Annotated in this window: 12 protein-coding genes, 2 tRNA genes, 1 pseudogene and 2 riboswitches; of the genes and pseudogenes, 5 read left to right on the forward strand and 10 right to left on the reverse strand. The window is 58.3% G+C overall.

Going from position 1 to position 18100, the window contains the following annotated elements; genetic code table 11:
- Window positions 1–243: 243 nt before the first annotated feature.
- Both thiC and H9627_RS11985 read right to left on the reverse strand, forming a co-directional pair.
- Window positions 244–2046, reverse strand: coding sequence for a phosphomethylpyrimidine synthase ThiC (gene thiC / locus H9627_RS11980; protein WP_191734274.1), 1803 nt, complete (start codon window positions 2044–2046; stop codon window positions 244–246).
- A riboswitch (TPP riboswitch) is annotated at window positions 2045–2155 on the reverse strand. It overlaps the preceding gene by 2 nt.
- A gap of 216 nt (window positions 2156–2371) precedes the next feature.
- On the reverse strand, window positions 2372–2722 hold the full coding sequence (locus tag H9627_RS11985) for an Abi family protein (RefSeq protein ID WP_200877134.1): 351 nt from the start codon (window positions 2720–2722) through the stop codon (window positions 2372–2374).
- Window positions 2723–2936: 214 nt separating this feature from the next.
- Window positions 2937–3053: riboswitch (SAM riboswitch) on the forward strand.
- Window positions 3054–3069: 16 nt separating this feature from the next.
- Here H9627_RS11985 and H9627_RS11990 point away from each other — a divergent pair.
- Window positions 3070–3531, forward strand: coding sequence for a hypothetical protein (locus H9627_RS11990; protein WP_191734275.1), 462 nt, complete (start codon window positions 3070–3072; stop codon window positions 3529–3531).
- Between the two features lie 212 nt (window positions 3532–3743).
- On the opposite strand, the gene malP is transcribed toward H9627_RS11990, so the two are convergent.
- From malP to H9627_RS12005, 3 genes and pseudogenes are all read right to left on the reverse strand, one after another.
- Window positions 3744–6131: a maltodextrin phosphorylase MalP gene (malP, locus tag H9627_RS11995; protein WP_191734276.1), complete on the reverse strand. Its 2388-nt coding sequence runs from the start codon at window positions 6129–6131 to the stop codon at window positions 3744–3746.
- Window positions 6132–6542: 411 nt separating this feature from the next.
- The gene (locus H9627_RS14345) at window positions 6543–7100 is read right to left on the reverse strand and encodes a rhodanese-like domain-containing protein (protein ID WP_318247790.1); all 558 of its coding nucleotides are present in this window, start codon (window positions 7098–7100) and stop codon (window positions 6543–6545) included.
- Between the two features lie 58 nt (window positions 7101–7158).
- Window positions 7159–8358, reverse strand: a pseudogene (locus H9627_RS12005) (IS3 family transposase).
- Here H9627_RS12005 and H9627_RS14400 point away from each other — a divergent pair.
- The 4 genes from H9627_RS14400 to H9627_RS12025 all read left to right on the forward strand — a co-directional run bounded on the left by H9627_RS14400 (window position 8278) and on the right by H9627_RS12025 (window position 9980).
- The gene (locus H9627_RS14400) at window positions 8278–8622 is read left to right on the forward strand and encodes a leucine-rich repeat protein (protein WP_191734332.1); all 345 of its coding nucleotides are present in this window, start codon (window positions 8278–8280) and stop codon (window positions 8620–8622) included. The pseudogene H9627_RS12005 and the gene H9627_RS14400 sit on opposite strands and share 81 nt — an antisense overlap.
- Before the next feature lie 696 nt (window positions 8623–9318).
- Window positions 9319–9672 (forward strand): class I SAM-dependent methyltransferase, encoded by a 354-nt coding sequence (locus H9627_RS12015; RefSeq protein WP_191734277.1) that lies wholly within the window; start codon window positions 9319–9321, stop codon window positions 9670–9672.
- 123 nt (window positions 9673–9795) lie between these two features.
- Window positions 9796–9867, forward strand: a tRNA-Gln gene (locus H9627_RS12020).
- A 40-nt stretch (window positions 9868–9907) separates the two neighbouring features.
- Window positions 9908–9980, forward strand: a tRNA-Glu gene (locus tag H9627_RS12025).
- 48 nt (window positions 9981–10028) lie between these two features.
- On the opposite strand, the gene H9627_RS12030 is transcribed toward H9627_RS12025, so the two are convergent.
- The 5 genes from H9627_RS12030 to H9627_RS12050 form a co-directional block, all read right to left on the reverse strand.
- Window positions 10029–11141: a Wadjet anti-phage system protein JetD domain-containing protein gene (locus tag H9627_RS12030; RefSeq protein WP_191734278.1), complete on the reverse strand. Its 1113-nt coding sequence runs from the start codon at window positions 11139–11141 to the stop codon at window positions 10029–10031.
- Complete coding sequence (locus H9627_RS12035; protein ID WP_191734279.1) at window positions 11128–14490, reverse strand: ATP-binding protein; 3363 nt, start codon at window positions 14488–14490, stop codon at window positions 11128–11130. The genes H9627_RS12030 and H9627_RS12035 overlap by 14 nt, the downstream gene beginning before the upstream one ends.
- Window positions 14487–15095, reverse strand: coding sequence for a DUF4194 domain-containing protein (locus tag H9627_RS12040; RefSeq protein ID WP_191734280.1), 609 nt, complete (start codon window positions 15093–15095; stop codon window positions 14487–14489). Before H9627_RS12040 ends, H9627_RS12035 begins: the two co-directional genes overlap by 4 nt.
- Complete coding sequence (locus H9627_RS12045; RefSeq protein WP_191734281.1) at window positions 15096–16571, reverse strand: DUF3375 domain-containing protein; 1476 nt, start codon at window positions 16569–16571, stop codon at window positions 15096–15098.
- 93 nt (window positions 16572–16664) lie between these two features.
- Complete coding sequence (locus tag H9627_RS12050; RefSeq protein ID WP_191734282.1) at window positions 16665–17963, reverse strand: MFS transporter; 1299 nt, start codon at window positions 17961–17963, stop codon at window positions 16665–16667.
- Window positions 17964–18100: the final 137 nt, after the last annotated feature.

Consider the following 18100-nt stretch of genomic DNA (forward strand, 5'->3'; position numbering starts at 1 on the left):
AATCAGATGTCTGTGGCGTTCCCAGACCGCTTTGAGGCTTACCTTTAACTTTTAAATCCGGGAGCCCCACACACAAACAACTTGACACGCTCGAGCCGGGGTTTTCGATTTGTAAATGACGGTAGGGAACCGTATCCGCTCCCTACCAATAAAGGGCCTTTGAAAACCGAGAACTGGCGAGTAGCTTCAGATTAATGCAAAGAATTGTAGGACTGGCCTAGTTGAACCAGGCCAGTTCCTAACCTACTCCCGATAGACCTCCGCACCACCAGCAATAAACTCCCGGGATTTCTCAGCCATCCCCTCCCAGGCCCCAACAGAGGCATCTTCCTGCACCCCACCAGAGGCGCCCTTCAAAGAACCACCAGAACCACCAGAAGCACCAATCCCAGGCATACCCAACTCTGCTATTTGATCACCAAACATATCGCGAATGTCCTGGCTAATGCGCATGGAGCAGAACTTCGGTCCACACATTGAACAGAAGTGTGCGGTCTTGGCAGGCTCCGCCGGCAGGGTTTCGTCGTGGTAGGCGATTGCAGTGTCGGGGTCGAGGGAGAGTGCAAATTGATCATTCCAACGGAATTCAAATCGCGCTTTGCTCATGGCGTCGTCCCAGGCACGCGCGCCGGGATGACCCTTGGCCACATCTGCTGCGTGGGCAGCGAGCTTGTAGGTGATTACGCCGGTTTTGACGTCGTCACGGTTGGGCAGGCCAAGGTGTTCTTTCGGGGTGACATAACACAGCATGGCGGTGCCACCCATGGCGATGTGAGCTGCACCAATGGCAGAAGTGATGTGGTCATAACCTGGAGCGATGTCGGTAACTAGTGGTCCAAGAGTGTAAAAAGGTGCGTCCGCTGCCCATTTTTGTTCCAGCTCGTTGTTTTCCTGGATCATGTTTAGTGGCACGTGTCCAGGTCCTTCGACCATTACCTGTACATCGTATTCCCAGGCGCGTTGGGTGAGCTCACCAATGGTCTTCAGCTCGGCGAATTGCGCGGCGTCGTTGGCATCGGCAAGCGATCCGGGGCGTAGGCCATCACCGAGGGAGAAGGCGACGTCATATTGTGCAAAAATTTCGCACAGCTCGTCAAAATGCTCGTAGAGAAATGATTCGCGGTGGTGCGCCAGACACCAACCGGCCATGATAGAACCGCCACGGGAGACAATGCCGGTGACGCGACGGGTGGTCAGTGGGATGTAGGCCAGTAGTACGCCGGCGTGGATGGTCATATAGTCCACGCCTTGTTCACACTGCTCAATGACGGTATCGCGGAATACTTCCCAGTTAAGGTCTGCGGCCACGCCATTTACTTTTTCCAGCGCTTGGTAGATCGGGACGGTGCCGATAGGAACGGGGGAGTTGCGGATAATCCATTCGCGCGTGGTGTGAATATCATCGCCGGTGGATAGATCCATCACGGTATCGGCACCCCAGCGCGTGGCCCACTGCAGCTTGGACACCTCTTCCTCGATTGAAGAAGTGACCGCAGAATTGCCAATATTGGCGTTGATTTTGGTCAAAAATTTGCGACCAATAATCATCGGTTCAGATTCCGGATGGTTGACGTTGTTGGGAATAATTGCCCGACCGCGTGCCACCTCCGAGCGCACAAACTCCACATCAACGTGTTCGCGCAGCGCCACAAACTCCATTTCACGAGTAATCACGCCAGCACGCGCATAGGCCATTTGGGTGACTCTTTTGCCAGGTAGCGCCTTCAAAGGAGCTGGTTTTTGGCCTTTCCACTCAGCCGAAGCTTGACCTCGACGCATTGCCGAGCGGCCGTCGTCGATAAGCAAACGCTCGCGCCCCTGATAGGTGGCAACGTCGCCGCGGTCGGTGATCCATGACTCGCGCAGGCGCGGAAGTCCCTGCTTGGGGTCGGTTTCTGGGCCACGGGTGCGGTAGATGCGGAAGGGTTCGTTGGGGCCGCTTGGCGAGTCATCGAGGCGGATTTCGGTCTCCGGGACCTCGAGACCGTCCTTGCGGATGGGGGAGTAGCTGTGTTTCGGGTGGATCTCATTTTGGGTAGGCGTCATTGCACCATTCCTCTCTTCCTTCGCCGGTGCTAACCGGACAGGTTCAGACGGTGCTCGCGCAGCAATCAGCGCGATCTCAGCCCGTGCTCGGGCGCCCGTGGGGACTGCCATCAAAACTAGCGCGTTGCACGCGTGCGCGTAAAAGTTACCCCCTTGCGGGGGTTAAGAGAGGGCGCTTTTCGACGGGGTGATGGTGGGACACGCCTACGTAGTGGTTCTAACTCGGCCGTTGCTTGCGAATCTCAGACACCCGTGAGTGGTCTTGAATCCTTTCTCAATCCAAGAGGCGACATTAAAAACTGCTGAATCAAACATATTGAGGTTCCTATTTTCGACGTTTAAATGTGACTTGCTGAGCGGTGATAATTTTCCCAGGAGAATCGTTTGTTTTAGTTCTTCTTTTGGCGGTTGTTAGAGCTTTTTTGAACTGTTGAGCAAATCTAAAATAGCTATCATCTTCAAACCAGAAGGGGCCACGAGCAGATCGTAATTGGGCGTCAACCCTGTTTCTTAAAAGCACTTCTACATGTTGTATATCTTCTAAATATGCTTTAGATAACTGGGTATTCCAGATGTAAAAACCTTCGGGATTTTCAGAATTTCGGTATGTATTCATTCTAGGGATGGAGAACCACTGTTCGAGCTCTGCGATAGATGTAGGGGAGTTGCCAGTCACGTCGCCAAGGTCTTACACTTAGGATTCCTAAGCCCCGGAGTGATCCCTACCATTTTGGTACATCACCGGGGCTCTTGTTTTTTCTTCAAGCGCTCGTCTCTGATGCCCTGAATAGAGTGGCTAGGGTATCGGTGAATCCATCGACACAAAAGGATTGGGACATTATAAATTCGGCTTGCATCTAGACCAAGCTGTCTGCTAATGTCGATTTTACGATCAAGAAGATCAGCCGCAAGCCCTTCGGCAGGCTGACTGGCAACCGCGCATCGCGCACGGTGCCCCCGAAGGAAGATCGGCTCTGTACTCAAAAGAATGCAGAGAAGAGCGATTTTTTGAAGGAGATTCCCATGGGGAATATTTCTGCTGAGCCTCCATTGCCCAATAGCTGCGGACATCATTTACCAGGACACGAACCCTTCTACCTACAAGTAAAGGTTTTGCGCGAAAGGGCGACATGGGAGCCAGTTACTAACCTGCATATGGATGGCCAGTTCGTCGAGTTTGATGCTGGTGGGGAACATATTCGCGGTTGGAATCATGATCCGGCTCGGATGGAATGGTTTGTAAAAAATGGTGGTCCGGCTGAATGGAGTGGATCTAGTCCAACCAGTCGTCTCATGCGTTTTGAGTCCAAAAATGGGCATTACATGGTCAGTATTGGTCCGAAGTACGACCGCAATGGTTGTTATGGCAATATTTCCCTGGGGATAGTGCCAACAAGCCCGGGCCTGGATTTTCACGAAGGATTTAAACAGGCTTTAGAGGCTTTCAAGTATGTTGAGCGGGAATATGGCACTGAACAGGATTAGGTAGAAATAACCGCGCGGTTTGATCAGGCGCCTCCCGCGCGGGAAAACTATTTTTCAGGGGCACGAAGCGCGCTTTTCGACGAAGCCCCTTGCCATTGTGGGAAATAAGAATGCCCACCAACACTCGTCGAAAAGCCCTCTTTTAAACCCCTTAACCCCAAAAACGGCTAACCCAAAAGGGTTAGCCGTTTGTTAGAAGCGGAGGTTAAAACCTACTTCTTAACAGCAGGAGTTGGCTTGAGCTTCCAGATCTCGGTGGCATAATCGCGGATGGTGCGGTCGGAGGAGAAACGGCCGGACTCGCAAATGTTGATCCAGGCCATGCGTGCCCAACCCAGGGGATCGGAGGCGTAGTCGGCGGCCATACGGTCGCGGGTTTCGCGGTAGTCTGCGAAATCGCCAAGCACGTAGTAGGTGTCGCTGGCGTCTTTTCCATAACCGTGGATCAAGGAATGCTTGAGGTCATAGAACAAACCACTGTTGTTATCGTTGAGGGTGCCGTTATCCAGGGCGTCCAATGCGCGCTTGAGGCCAGGGACGGTCTCATAGAGCTCATATGGCTCGTAGCTTTCGCGCAGGGCTGGCAATTCTTCCACGCGAGCACCGAAGATATAGGCGTTTTCTTCGCCCACAGAATCCACGATCTCTACGTTGGCGCCGTCCATGGTGCCCAGGGTGAGGGCGCCGTTCATCATGAACTTCATGTTGGAGGTACCGCTGGCTTCCTTGCCGGCGGTGGAAATCTGCTCGGAGACATCAGACGCAGGTAAGATGTGCTCAGCAGGGGAGACATTGTAGTTCTCTACAAAAACCACCTTGAGCAGCGGGGAAACCTCAGGATCGTTGTTTACCAAGTCAGCAATAGAGTTGATGAGCTTGATAATCGCCTTGGCGCGGACATAACCCGGCGCGGCCTTGGCGCCAAAGATGACAGTGCGTGCCGGGATATCAGTAAGGCCATCTTCCTTAATGCGGAAGTAAAGGTCTAGTACGTAAAGCGCGTTCATGAGCTGGCGCTTGTACTCGTGGAGGCGCTTAATCTGCACGTCAAAGATGGATTCTGGATCAATCTCAATGCCCTGGCGCTCGAGGATCCACTCGGCGAAGTCTTGCTTATTAGCAGCCTTGATAGCGCGGAGTTCTTCAAGCACGGACTTATCGTCGGCATAGGAGCGCAGCTTCTTCAGCTCATCCAGATCGGTTACCCAATCGTCGGAACCGGAAAGCCGAGTGAGCAGGTCAGACAGACCTGGGTTGATCATGCGCAGCCAACGGCGTGGGGTAACACCGTTGGTCTTGTTGTTGAACTTCTCTGGCCACAGGGCATACCAATCAGCCAAGGTTTCAGCCTTGATGATCTCGGTGTGCAGCGCTGCCACGCCATTGATGGAATATGCCGCGTAACAGGCAATCCATGCCATATGAACAGTGCCGTGCTGGATTGGAGCCATGCGGTTGATGGTCTCTTCATCCAGTCCATCGGCCGCGCGCTCCAAACGGAAGCGACGATCGATCTCTGCGATGATTTCCCACACACGCCAGAACAGCTGCTGGAAGATCTGCTGATCCCACTGCTCAAGAGCTTCGGTGAGCACGGTGTGGTTAGTGTATGCGAAGGTCTTGGATACGATTGCCCAGGATTCTTCCCAGCTCATGTCATGCTCGTCCATGAGCAGACGCATAAGCTCAGGGATAGCCAACACTGGGTGAGTGTCATTGAGCTGCACGGAGTGGAATTCGGCAAAGTTGCTGAGGTCCTTGTGGTGCGCCAGGTGGCCCTGAATCATGGCCTGCAGGGAAGCAGAGGTGAAGAAGTACTGCTGGCGAACGCGCAGCTTCTTGCCCTCGTAGGTGGTGTCATTAGGGTAGAGCACACGGCAGATATCGGAAACGCGCTCGCGCTCGATGATGGCGTCGGTAAAGCGCTGTGAGTTGAAGGCATCGTAATCGAATTCTTCCCACGGCTCCGCCTTCCACAGGCGTAGAGTTCCCACGTTGTGAGTGCCATAGCCGGTGATCGGCATGTCATAAGGAATAGCGCGGGTTTTCATATCGTCAAAGCACACAACCAACTGGTCGGATGCACGACGAATGGTAAAAGGATATTCCTCTTCGCGCCATGGGTCTGGCTTTTCTACCTGGAAGCCCTCGTTAAAGGACTGACGGAAAAGACCGAAGCGGTAGAGCAGACCATAACCAGTAACGGGGTAGTCCTGGGTAACAGCAGAATCCAGGAAGCAAGCGGCGAGGCGGCCCAAGCCACCATTGCCCAGTGCTGCGTCATTTTCGATTTCCAGGATGTCGGTGAGCTCATGGCCCAGCTCACGGGTAGCAGCTGCAGCCTCATCAACCAGACCTAAGTTGGTCAGGTTGTTCAGCAGTGCACGGCCCATGAGGAATTCAGCGGAGAAATAATGTTGCTGGCGAGCAGCACCATAAGCTTCGCGGGTGCGCTCCCAATCGTCGGCAATGCGCTCCTGGACTGCACGGGAAAGACCAGTCCAGAACTTGCGATCAGTAGCGAGGTCGGCGGGGGTGCCAGCAGCGGCACGAACATGGCTGCCGACGAGGTCGGCGGGGAGTGGCTGTTTTTCAGTCATAGCAGATGAGTCTAAAGGAAAATGCCGGAAAATGTAGCCCGATCGGGCATAACTGGGACTATTAGATTCGATAATTGCTTCCGATTGCTAAAAACACTGCGCTTTTCGACGAAAAACTCTTGCCTGCGGCGGTGGGTTTGCGTCGAAAAGCAAAAAACGGCCAACCCCCGGAAGGATTGGCCATATCTGGCATGCTTAGCCGAAAAGCTTGGAAAGGAAGCCCTGGGAAGGCTCTGCCTCGTGGCCCTGGCAACGCTGGGAGCTCGGAACATTTTTCATAACCTGATCAACGTGCTGGCCGCAGCCTGCCCAGGTGGTCTTTCCGCACTTCTTACAAGTAACTGCGCGACACATAATGTGGCCTCTCTTAAAAGGGGTGATTGCTTAGTTGATACAGCGCCGGATCTAAAACTAGACGGTAGTCTGCAAGTTTTTAGGATTGGCAGCTGATTTTTCCCACGCGGCGTAGCTGCCCTCGAGCTCGATAACGGTGAATCCGGCGCGTCGCAAAGCATTGGCTACCACGGTATTTCGCGCTCCTGATTGGCAGAAGGTTACCAAAGTGCCACCCGCAGGCAGCTCATTGAGGCGCCACATGGCCGAACCTCCAGAAAGCTGCTGCGCGCCGGGAATGCTGCCAGCGGCAAATTCGGACTTTGCACGGATATCAATCAGTGCGTCATAGTTGGTCTCAGCTAGCTCAGCGGGGGAGATGAGTTCTGGCACAAAGGTAGGCAATCCATCGATACTGTTGGTGAAATAACGCACAGTGTCGATGCCAACCCGCAGCAAAGCGTCGCGGAAATCCGCAGCGGTATTGGCGTCCGGAGCCAAAACAATAAGGTCCTGAGCATCCTTTTGAGGATCAATAACCCACGCCGCAAAATTGGACGCCTTGGCGCCGCGCGGAATATTCAATGCCCCAACAACGGTTCCGAGATGGACTTGGTTTTGCTCGCGGGTGTCCACAAATACTGCTTCAGAACCAAGGGGCCCGACCCCCGGATAGTGGACACGGAGGATTTAATCAGGAAGCAGATCTCAGGATAACAGAACCGCGCTCCTCAAACACCACAGGCGCAAGATATCTACACCAGGAATGCCGGCGCACCGTGTTGTAACGGGTACACCAGCGGAAAACATCCCGGCGACAGATCAACTGGTTCGCAAATGTCTTGGAATCCTTCAGGACTTCCCGTTTCACCGTGGCGTTGAAGGACTCTGCCAGGGCGTTATCCGCACTGGTGCCAATCGCTCCCATCGACTGCCTGATCCCCAACTTTTTGCAGGTGTCCTGGAACGCGTTCGAGGTATAAACACTGCCGTGATCCGAATGAAAAATCGTACCCTTCAAGTCTCCGCGCTGGCCCTTAGCCATGGTCAGTGCATCCTGGACCAGGCTGGTGCGCATGTGATCGGCGATGGAAAAGCCCACCAACCTGCGGGAATAGCAGTCAATGACAGTGGCCAGGTACATATTTGACCCATCCTGAATCGGCAGGTACGTGATGTCCCCGACATAGAGCTGGTTAGGCTTGTCGGCAGTAAATTTCCGGCCCACCAGGTCAGGAAACACCGGCAACTTTTGATCCGACACGGTGGTGGTGACCTTGCGTTTTTTCATGTATCCAAAGAGTTTCAAGGACTTCATGATCCGTGCGACCCGCTTGTGATTCACAGGGGCCTGATCATCCTGGTCTTTGAGTTGAAGCAGTGATCCGTTTGGCACCGTAACAACCGCGTTCGGCGGTGAATGCCGTCTTGACCCGAGCCCCGAGGAGAGCGTCGGATATAAGTCGTTTTCTGCGGGCTGGGCTGCTGTTTTTCCATTTGTAATAGGAGGACCTATTAAGCCCTAGGACTTCACATAACCGCTTAACCGAATAGGTCGTGGAGGTGTCATCAACGAAACGGAAGCGGATCACCAGTTCGTCTCTTCCGCGAAATATTTAGCGGCCTTCCGCAGGATATCGCGCTCTTCTCTCAAGCGGCTGACCTCGCGTTCCAGTTGTCTGATCCGCTCGGCTTCTGTTATTGAGGCAGGTGAGGATGACACCGCGGTGGCCTTGGCCCGGACGCCTGTCCCGTACTTCTTCAACCAGTTATGCAGGGTGGCGCGGTTGATCCCGAGACCAGTGGCAATGGTCTGAATCGAAGCCCCTGGGGAGTTCTCGTAGAGCGCGACAGCGTCGCGCTTGAACTCCTCGGTGTAGGTCTTGCTTGGCATGGTGGCAGATTACCTTTCCCAGCATCATGCTGGTTTCAAGGTGTCCACCAAACGGGGGTCAGGTCCCCTAATTCTGTGACGAGTATTGGGCGTTATGCGTTTATGTACAACCAACTCACCAGTGTCACTATACCTAGTTCGGTGACGAGTATTGGGAGTGGTGCGTTCAGGGGCAACACCGGAATCAATTGTAGAGTCCCCAACTCTGCCCCATATAATCCGCATAGCCCCAATATTAACTGCTCCACTATCGAGAGATACTAGACAGTACTAAGCCTCACGCCACCCAGTGCACTGTCGACCCCCCAGGTCTATTACCTGGGAGATAGAGAGGGTTGCGCTTGACCCTCTTGGTCGTATAAGTTTCGTCCGCTATGCTCGTTTCGTGACGGAGATGCCACCAAAGTGAGCTAATTTAGCATCGGAGACTGTCTGAGTTTAGGATGAGATATTTATCTCATTAGCCCTGGTAGATTGGCCGTTTTTAAGGACTCGGCGGCGCTTGACAACACCTCGTATATGTTGCGTGATGACTGGCGTACCAATGATGAAAGCCAGATCTTCGGATCTGGCTTTTTCTGTTGTCCAGGGTCTTCTTCCTCCCGGGTCATCTCTCTGTGTCCGGTGCCCCTGGTTTTGAGGTCTGGTGGGGTTTCGGTTGGTGTCCGTAAAATTTTCCCACACCCTCCCGCGGTGCCGGCCCGGTGGGGAAGCAGCGGAAGAAGAGCAGGATCCCGGATTGTCGAGATGACGATGACGGGCAGATTCTCCAACCGCCGTTACCGGGCAGAACAGGGACAGGTCACGCTCTTCTCCACGGGGTTGGGCCTTCATCTGCGAGTGTCCCCGGATGCCTGCTGAATCCCGTCTCAATCCTGCGCGATACCTGTTGCGGCTGACCCCTTCCTTGAGGATGCGGTCACGGCTCATGCCCGGGGGATCAGATCCAGAGCCCAGGCAATGGCCTGGTTCATGGGGGGTTACCTGAGCGGCCGGGATGCGCTGGATTTCGCACCCCAGTGCATCGATGCAATGGGACTGGTGGAGTATCTCGATGAGAATGAGGTCATCACCCTGATGGGTCGTCTCCACCGGATGCTTGAAACGGGCGGAGTGCTTGTCTTCACCAATATGCGTCCCACCCACCCCAATCTGGATATCCATAAACGAGCGGTGTGCTGGCCGGGAGTCCGGGAACGATCCGAGCAGGACGTTGAACGCCTGATGCTCGCCTCCGGCATCAGGCCGGAGGAGATCACCATCATGCTGCCCGACGATCAGGTGTACGGGATTTATGGCGTGGTGAGGAAGTGAGCGGCCAGATCCAGCCGGTTGTGTGGGTGCGGCGGGGAGTCGGATTTGGTCGAGTGACACCGTTGTGGTTATAGTAAAAGCCGTTAACAGCGCAGCTCGCAGAGCTTAACCGCTGGATGACATTGGCCTATGGTGTAATTGGCAACACAAGGGTTTCTGGTACCCTCATTCTAGGTTCGAGTCCTGGTAGGCCAGCTGCGATCAGCTGGATTTTCATAGTGATCGTGTCCTTTATGCCCCGTTCGTCTAGAGGCCTAGGACGCCGGCCTCTCACGCCGGTAACACGGGTTCGAATCCCGTACGGGGTACAACAAATCGAGGCGGTCCGCATCATGCGGGCCGCCTCTTTTTTCTATTCAGTCGGTCAGGCCGAGCACCTCGTCGAGCGTCTTGTGCGCGGTATCCCAGGGGATGCGTTCCTGTTCGATCCGGATCTTTCCCCTTGTCAGCAGGGCTCTCCGGGCATCGGATTCCGATGGGGTGAGCAGGGGCAGAACGGTGGTGGCATCACCCGGGTCGGGGACACCCAGGTGGGCCCAGCGGTTGACGTCAGACGGTGACATCATCACCGATTCCACCATCGCGAAGCTGCTGCGCAGCCGGTGGAGGATGGCGAATCCCTCGGCGTCGAGGTCACCCCAGTAGACGAGTCTGTCGCAGCGGTGCAGCCAGGGGAGTCGGTCCAGGGAACCCACCGCGTAGCCGGCACCCCACACGGCCACGGCCCCGGGCCAGGCGGCGGTCAGGCTCAGGAAGGTCTCCTTATTCTCCACGATCAGCGCGATCCGTGGTCCGCTCCCAGGCCACATCGTGGCGGCCTCGGCGACCGGGGTGCTGATATCGGTCAACCCGGTCCCCAGTGACTGGTCGAGGATCCTCAGGCGGATGAGATGATCACCGGTGACCAGCCCCAGGTCCTCCACACCGAGCAGGTGACGCACCAGACGCGCATGGCGTTCCAACCATTTGCCGTGCACCCCGGCGACGGCCACGGCACGCGGTCGGAGCCCGGACTCGGGGTGTTGCCGGAACCAGTCCACGACCCTGGGTACCCAAGCGCATTCCTCCGTCGGAAGGTCCCTCCACAAAGGCACCACCTCCACGGCGCGCTCGGTGTGTTGAGCACCGAGCAGTGCGAGCTTGTGCTGCAATTCCGAGAATATTTCGGTTGCTCCTGCGAGCTCGGCAAGCTCAGCAGATGTTGAGGTGCTGATGCGCGTCGGCACGGGCTGGATACCCAGTCCAATACGGTGCCAGTGCTTCTCCTCGACGGTGATGCTGCCCGGGCCGGGCCAGGCCTGCCAGGTACGGATGAAGTCCTGAACGGTATCGAAGTCGCGGGAGGCGGTGGCGGTGGTGGGCGGCTGCAGGGGCAGAGACCAGGCGTAGGCGTCATCGGTGAGCAATTCGGGAAGATGGGAACGGAAGTGGACCCCGGCGCGCTGCGAGACGTCATCAGGAAACCGCATCTGTCACCTCCGTGGGGGAGTCGATGTGTGCCCACCCGGACCTGGCCACGTCGTTGCCGTTGTCATCGACGCCCTCGGAGTAGTTGATGACGACGGTGCCGTCGACATAGGGGGAGAGCGTCTGGATGAGTTTCAACGGTGTGGCCAGCACCATGTGGAAACCGAACTCGGTGAAGATGTCCATCGCGGTGCGGGTGAAGGCTGGGTCCGCCCGGTCGAAGGCCTCGTCCAGCACCACGGTGGCGTAGCGCGGGTGGTCCTCATCGGCCTCGGCCAGACGGAAGCGCAGCGCAGCCGCCAGGCAGAAGAACACCAGTTTCTGGGCCTGTCCACCGGACAGTGATGCCGAATCCACGTAGGTGTTGACCACGGCACCGTCAGCGTCGACCTCGGAGGCGATGAAACGGACATGCAACCGGGTGTCCAGAACCAATCGACGCCAACGCTGATCATCCGCATTCTCGCTGCCGAGGCGGTCGAGGATAACCGACAACACCTGATAGCGCTTCTCTGCCTCGGCGATATCCCGGTCGCGGGTGGCGGCCATCGCACCACTGGTCGCCGTCGTGAGATCATCCACGAACTGCTGGGCATCGGTATTGCGGTTGTCCCTGACCTCGACACGCAACCACCGACCGGGGTTGAACTCGGAACGCCCCAGCGACTCGTTGACCGGGTGCAGGCGGGTCTCAATGTCCCCGCGGGCGCGACGAAGAGAGGTCGACAATGCGCCGAGGTTTTTCACCGAGCTCTCGTTCATGAGGTCGAGGAAGCGGCCCTCGAAATCCCCCAGTCGATCGCGACGCAGGAACATCAGGCGGTTGATGGCCTCACCCGCGAAACTCGGATCGGCCTGGAGCTCGGCCTTCTCGGCGGGCCACTCGGCAATATACCGCGCCAGGATACGGGTGATTCCTGAATTTGCCTGCGTGATGGCTGTTTCGCAGGCAGCAATGGTGGCATCGAGTTCACCGATGATGATGTCGGTGATCCTGTCGATGTTGCCCTGGGTGACGCGACGTGTCTCCACGTCGATGCGCGCGCTCAGCTCCCGGGAGATGTCCTCATCGACGTGCGCGCGGCCGGCCAGCTCAGATTCCAGACGCGCGATGTCCCGGGTGATGGTGTCGATCTCTGTGGCAAGCTGCCCGGCCTCCCGGTCAACGGCCCGGAAGGCGGAATCCACCTCGGCGTAACGCTGCCGGGATTCATCGACACGCTGCTGGAGTTGAGCGAGCTCCGGTGAGGACAGGATCTCGGCGCGCTGCTGGGCCAGTGCAGTGAGACTGGCATCGTCCACGCTGACATCGATCTGGTCAAAGGTGAACTGGGCGATGTCCCTGGCGCGTTCGATCAGCGTCCGTTCGCGGGTGATCTGACGCCGCTTCTCGGTGATCCGGTTCCCGGCGGCGGTGATCTGTGTGTCCAGTGTGGCAATCGCGTCGCGTAGCAGTTCGATCTTGTCGTCGTTGGAGGAGCCGAGGCGGTAGGAGGAACGATCGTCCAGCCTGCGGCGGTCGTCCTTGATGTAGCCGATCGAACCGTCCCTGTAGGTGCGCTGGCGCACCAGGCCGTTGAGGGTAACGCCCTGCTGATGGGCGGCGAGTGCGTCCAATTCACGTTCATTGTCCACGCACTCGTAGTCATGGTCGCGCAGTACTTCATTGCGCACCCAGGTCGACATCGGCGCCTCGGTGAACTGGAGCTTGTTGCTCAGGGCCCTCGGGCTCGACGAACCCCGGGAGACCACAACATTGGTTGGGATGACGCGGTAGATCAGTCGGATGCCGAGACTGGTCTGGTTGACATAGGAATTGATGGCCTGGGCGAGTCGTTCCGGGACCAGCAAGGTGGTGGCGAAGGATCCCAGGAGCTGCTGGATGACGGGTTCCCAACGGAGGTGATCCGGGTGGACATCGATGAGCTCACCGGCGAAGGGCAGTTCCTGTTCGGTCACCTGCAGTGCCTCGGCGAGGACCTCCCGCACGAGGATGTAGCGACGGTCGATGTTGCTGCTGCGTTGACCCAGGGAACTCAGCTCCGCGGTGAGCTCATCGCGCTGGCTCTTCAGGTCGCGGCGGTCCACCTCATCGCTGAGTTTCTCGGCTTCCCAACGGCTGATACGGTCAGGGGAGTTCGACTCGATCTCCTGGGCGTGGACGAGCAGCTGGGCGTATTTCTCCGCGTCGGTGGGCATGGTGCCACCGACAGCGTGCACGGCGTTGTGCACCCGTTCCCGATCCGCTAATCGACGCTCCCGCCGCTCACCTATCCGCGCCTCCTGTTCCTCAATGACGTTCAGGCGTCCATCACCCTGCGACTGAAGTGCTGCGGTGTCCGATGTCACTCTCTGCTGTGCCTGGTCGAGGGTCTCCCGCAGCTGCGCCACGCGGGCGTCAGCAGCGGTGCGCCTGGTGGCCAGTTCCGCCAGACGGTCACGGTTGTTCTCCAGGTGCAGGGTGTCGCGCACGGTGGGGAAGGCCCGCTTCATCTGTGCCGCGTGTTCCCTGCGGGCCTGGTCAGCATCGCGGTGATCACGCAGACCCACCAGTGGTTCCAGGACGGTGATCTGGGCGCGGACGTCGATGACGCGTCGATAGGCCTGACGCAGGTCGTCGAACTGTTGGACGGCCTCGTCAGCCATGTCGAAGGTTGCCGGTGGTTCGAGCATGTAGTCACGGAAGAGTTGATCGAGGCTGGACAGTGACTTCGCCGACTGCGTGCGGTGCAGCAGCAGCTGGGCCTCCTCGGTGTGCATGCCCAGGCGTGGCCGGAAATAATCAGCGAAAACGCGGTACTGGTCGCTGAAACGGGCCCCGGGGAAGGCGCTCTTGATCTTCCGCTTGTCGACGCCCACTTTCAGGTACTGCTCGAAGTCCCGCACGTCAATATCGGTGGGCACGGTGCCGTAGAACTTCTGCACCTGGGCGTTGGCGGTGTCCCCTGCGCGGAGATAGAACAGGCCAACCAGCGTGTAGGTCGTGCCGGCGGCATCGTCGTAGGTGAGCCCGACGACGGTGTAGGTGGCTTTGCCCCGCAGGAAAGTGGACGCGATGCCACCGGTCTCGGCGTCTTCACGGCGTCGCCACGCACCCCGGATGTAGGACGCGAGAGTGCGTCCCTGCTCGCGACTGAGCCCCTGTTGTGCGGCTTCATTGAAGCGCACTTTGACGGGCGGGACGAGGATGGCGGCCATGGCGTCGAGAAGCGTGGATTTACCCGATCCCGACCCGCCGGTGATGAGGTGGCCCCGTCTGGCAATGGGCATGTCGACGTAACCGGAGAAGGTGCCCCAGTTGATCAGCTGGATGCGCGAGAGCCGGAACTGGCCTGGATAGATGGGACTCATTTCTGCTCCTTCGCACCGGTGGCGTAGCGCGCGTACTCATCCCGCAGAGCGGTCACGGTGTCCACGTCGAAGATGTGACGCAGCACGGGGGAGACCTCATACCGGCCGGTGGTTTCCGTGTCGTCGAGCAGGTTGTAGGTGTTGCGGATCCGGGTGATCGCGGCGTTGAAACGCTTGGCATAGGCGGCATCATCCAGGTCATCCGCACGCTGGTAGGAACGAACCTGGTCGCGCAGCTCCTCGACATCCACGATCACCCGCTCACCCGGGGCGCTCAGGCCCAGTTCATTGCGCAGGTGCAGGAGAATCAGCGTATCGACGTGCTTCAGCCGGTCGACGCGCAGCACCGCGGGGATCTTCAGGTCGTTGTCCGGGGAGGCCATCCGGGTGAAGGCGATGCCGGCGTCTTCATCGACGATGAGGTCGAGGAATACATCGGCGAGGCGACTGCGCAGGGCCTGGGTGTCCGTGATCACGGCTGACCACAGTTCCGGATGCCTGGTCTTGCGCATCAACGGGCCCTTGAGGAGCTGAACCAGGGCGCGACGCGAGTCGAGACTTAAGGTGCCGGTATCCCCGGTCCAGAGGGGATCAATGGTGGACATCTACATTTCCTCCAGGCTGGTGGCGTCAAAAGAATACTGGTCGATGGTGGCGTGGCGGGTGGTTCCGCCCTCTTCCCAGGTGACGTGCCCGGGGTGGCTGCCGGGCACGCCGGGCACGCCGTGTCTGAGCCCCAGGTGGAGTAACCCGACGATGCTGCCCAGTCCCTGCGTGGCCGGGTGCCTGGCCAGCACCTGGCTGATCGTCGCCTGTCCGGCTTCCGCCGTCACGGTGTCCCGAACCGAGTTGATCAGCTCCTCGAGGTCAATCTCCGACTGACGAACCGTGGCCATCAGCTCTTCTACGTTGATCGATTGCGGCGCATTCACCGTCGTTTCGCCCTCCACCACTTCCTCACCCGGATTGGCCAGTTCGATGGAACTGACGGACTGAATGCTCATGCCGATGCGCTGAAGTGGGGTGTCCATCGCGTGGATGGCATTCAGTTCCGACTCCTCGACGGCATCCGCGGCCAGGGCACGGGTCTCACGGATCAACTCGATCATCTTCCGATCCTCCGCGAACTGCTCACTGGCCACATAGTGGCGCAGTGAGCGGGCCAGACCTGTCATCACCGAGTTCACCTCAGCCCCGGCGTCCTCCATATCCCGGATGAGACTGCGCAGAGACATCCGGCTGTCCTGGTCAAGGTGACGGGCAGGTTCGCTGGCGAGAATCTGGTCGATCCAGGCGTCGATGTAGGCGCTGCGCTCGGGGTCGGTGATGATGGAATAGAAACCATTGAAACTGCGACCGGCTTCGGAGTCGCTGATGAGATCCACGCCCGTGAAAATATCATCCAGCACGTCCCCGCGCGTGGCATCGGGATCCAGTAACTGCCGGCGCAGAGTGCGGTTGAGTACCTCGAATTCCTGCCGGACACGGGCGAAGTCCGCGGGCACTGATGACGCGGAGGTCAGGATATCCTCCAGTCGTTCGGACACCCGCTCCACGGACGGCAGTTCGAAATCGCCCTGTGAGACCCGTTCGATCTCGCGATCCAGACGGTCACGTTCAATCTGGAGACGTTCCAGGCGCGAGGAGATATCCGGGTCGGTGTCGCGTGCCAGACCCCGCAACGCCTCCGAGATTGACTCCAACCGGGATGCCGTCACCGCCGACCGTGGTTTCTCCCAGCGTTGTACCGCCTGGAGTGCGCTCAAGGCATCCTCGGCGGGCTCCAGCAATTCGCCGGTCCGCTGGCTTCCCGCCCTGCGTACCAGCCACCCACTCCGAACCCAGGCAGTGCAGTACTCCGCCGGGGTCTTCGGCAGATCCATCCCGCGCTGGCGCAGTACCGCCAGATCCGCCGCCATCAACTCATACACCTCGGACGCCGGACGGGGAGCCGGAGCGCCCCCGAAATGAACAGCCACAGTGGCCATGACGAAGGGGGCATTCTTGGCTGCCAGCAGACGGACTGCGGGGGAGTCCGTCAAAATCCGTTGAAAAGACAACACCTGGGCGATTGAGCTCATAAAAATCAGTGTGCCACAGGGGCGGGACACGTCCCCGTCGATAAGCCCGAACAGTTGGGCGAAGATCCAGGGCCCACCGGGGCCAGCCCAGTTCTAGATGCCGAAGCGTCGCCACAGTGGGTCGGCGGAGGTGCGCTTCATCAGGGAGATGGCGCGGAGCAACCAGGCCAGGCAGAAGGCCACGAGAACGAAGATCACCAGGAAGGTGGCCTGGTCCAGTCCCGTCGCGGTTTTCACACCGGCGAAGAGCGGGGGCAGGAAGGCGCCGCCCAGGCCGCCGAACATACCCACCAGGCCGCCGACGGATCCCACATTGCCCGGGAAGTAATCCGGGATGTACTTGAACACCGAGGCCTTGCCGATACCCATGCCCACACCCAGCGTGAACAGGAGGATCGTGAACAGCACGATGTTGATGGTGAGGGGCAGCGCGAGGATGCCACTGGCGGTGAGCATGATCAGCAGGGCGAAGATGGTCGCCCGCCGGGCCCCGAAGCGGTCGGACAGGGTTCCTCCCACAGGACGCATCAGGGAGGCCGGGAAGATGAACAGGGCCGTCAACAGGGCGGCAGTGGAGGTGGAGACACCATACATGTCGATGTAGTACTTGGGCATCCAGGAGGACAGGGCCACATAGGCACCGAAGACCGCCACATAGTAGAGGCTGAAACGCCAGACGCGGCCCTGCTTCAGAGGGGCGAGCATCTCGGAGAGTTTCCGGCCCTGCCCCGGCTTCTTGTCCTGCGCCGGCGTGATGAACCACAACAGCACCGCGGTGACCAGGAGGGCCACGGCGTAGATCACGGGTACCAGCCGCCAGCCACCCTCCACCAATCCGCCGAAGTACAGGGAGCCTGTCGTGGCCGCGATGATGACCGGGCCGATGAATTTGGTGACCGAGGCGCCGACGTTGCCGGCACCGAACACGCCCATCGCCAAACCGTTTCGACGCTGGCTGAACCAGGCCGCCACCCAGGTGTTGCCGACGGAGAAGGAGTTACCGGCAAGGCCCACGGCGAAGGCAAGACCCAGGAGCATGGAGTAGGAATCAGCCAGGGAGACCATGTAGCTGAAAACGGCGGAGGCCACCAGCAGCACCGTCATCACGATGCGACCACCGAGACGGTCGGCGATGATTCCGGCTGGCAGGCGCCACAGGGAACCATTGAGGATGGCCACGGAGCTGATGAGGGACAACTGGACATCCGTCAGTCCGAATTCTTCCTGGATGGGGATGCCGAGAACTCCGAACATCATCCAGGCGGCGAACATCAGCGTGAAGCCCAGGGTGGCCATGGTCAGCACCCGGTAGGCACCGGGTGTCTCACGGGTCGGGCTGGGGGCCGGTGGATCAGTTGTCAGGGGGGTGTGGTGATCGCGGGCGTTGGTCATGACACTCCTCAGGCGATGGTGTTATTTTTCATTTATCTTAACCCATTTAAATAGGTCTGACCTAAATCAGTTTAAACATAAACTTTTAAATGTTGTTCTGGAAAGTATCGGAAAGTAGCAGCTCTTCGTCCTGTTGG

Source organism: Corynebacterium gallinarum (genome assembly GCF_014837045.1).
Taxonomy (GTDB): Bacteria; Actinomycetota; Actinomycetes; order Mycobacteriales; family Mycobacteriaceae; genus Corynebacterium; species Corynebacterium gallinarum.